Origin of the sequence: Pseudomonas sp. zjy_15, assembly GCF_043101865.1 — a bacterium.
In the GTDB taxonomy this organism is placed as follows: domain Bacteria; phylum Pseudomonadota; class Gammaproteobacteria; order Pseudomonadales; family Pseudomonadaceae; genus Aquipseudomonas; species Aquipseudomonas putida_Y.
In genome coordinates this window covers 1-1,493 of record NZ_JBICII010000133.1, presented here as the reverse complement: position 1 = coordinate 1,493, position 1,493 = coordinate 1, and the positions used below count along the sequence as shown (strand labels likewise).

Annotated in this window: 1 rRNA gene; it reads right to left on the bottom strand. The window is 52.7% G+C overall.

Features of this window, described 5'->3' with window-relative positions:
* Nucleotides 1–94 precede the first annotated feature (94 nt).
* Nucleotides 95–1,493: ribosomal RNA gene (locus ACF8EF_RS24715) — 23S ribosomal RNA — on the bottom strand; the annotation flags it as partial.

Below are 1,493 nucleotides of genomic sequence, written 5' to 3'. Positions count from 1 at the left end.
CGAATCCGGATATGCGATATTTGTGGTCTTACGAATTTTCGGGTCTTTCGTCTTCACCACCGCAATCTGCGTCAGCAAATTGCTTGGGTGTTATATGGTCAAGCCTCACGGGCAATTAGTATTGGTTAGCTCAACGCCTCACAGCGCTTACACACCCAACCTATCAACGTCGTAGTCTTCGACGGCCCTTTAGGGGATTCAAGATCCCAGTGAGATCTCATCTTGAGGCAAGTTTCCCGCTTAGATGCTTTCAGCGGTTATCTCTTCCGAACATAGCTACCCGGCAATGCCACTGGCGTGACAACCGGAACACCAGAGGTTCGTCCACTCCGGTCCTCTCGTACTAGGAGCAGCCCCTCTCAAATCTCAAACGTCCACGGCAGATAGGGACCGAACTGTCTCACGACGTTCTAAACCCAGCTCGCGTACCACTTTAAATGGCGAACAGCCATACCCTTGGGACCGGCTTCAGCCCCAGGATGTGATGAGCCGACATCGAGGTGCCAAACACCGCCGTCGATATGAACTCTTGGGCGGTATCAGCCTGTTATCCCCGGAGTACCTTTTATCCGTTGAGCGATGGCCCTTCCATACAGAACCACCGGATCACTAAGACCTACTTTCGTACCTGCTCGACGTGTTTGTCTCGCAGTCAAGCGCGCTTTTGCCTTTATACTCTACGACCGATTTCCGACCGGTCTGAGCGCACCTTCGTACTCCTCCGTTACTCTTTGGGAGGAGACCGCCCCAGTCAAACTACCCACCATACACTGTCCTCGATCCGGATAACGGACCTGAGTTAGAACCTCAAAGTTGCCAGGGTGGTATTTCAAGGATGGCTCCATGAGAACTGGCGTCCCCACTTCAAAGCCTCCCACCTATCCTACACAAGCAAATTCAAAGTCCAGTGCAAAGCTATAGTAAAGGTTCACGGGGTCTTTCCGTCTAGCCGCGGATACACTGCATCTTCACAGCGATTTCAATTTCACTGAGTCTCGGGTGGAGACAGCGCCGCCATCGTTACGCCATTCGTGCAGGTCGGAACTTACCCGACAAGGAATTTCGCTACCTTAGGACCGTTATAGTTACGGCCGCCGTTTACCGGGGCTTCGATCAAGAGCTTCGCTTGCGCTAACCCCATCAATTAACCTTCCGGCACCGGGCAGGCGTCACACCCTATACGTCCACTTTCGTGTTTGCAGAGTGCTGTGTTTTTAATAAACAGTCGCAGCGGCCTGGTATCTTCGACCGGCATGAGCTTACGGAGCAAGTCCTTCACCCTCGCCGGCGCACCTTCTCCCGAAGTTACGGTGCCATTTTGCCTAGTTCCTTCACCCGAGTTCTCTCAAGCGCCTTGGTATTCTCTACCTAACCACCTGTGTCGGTTTGGGGTACGGTTCCCAGTTATCTGAAGCTTAGGAGCTTTTCTTGGAAGCATGGTATCAACCACTTCGTCGCCTAAAGGCAACTCGTCATCAGCTCTCGGCCTTGAA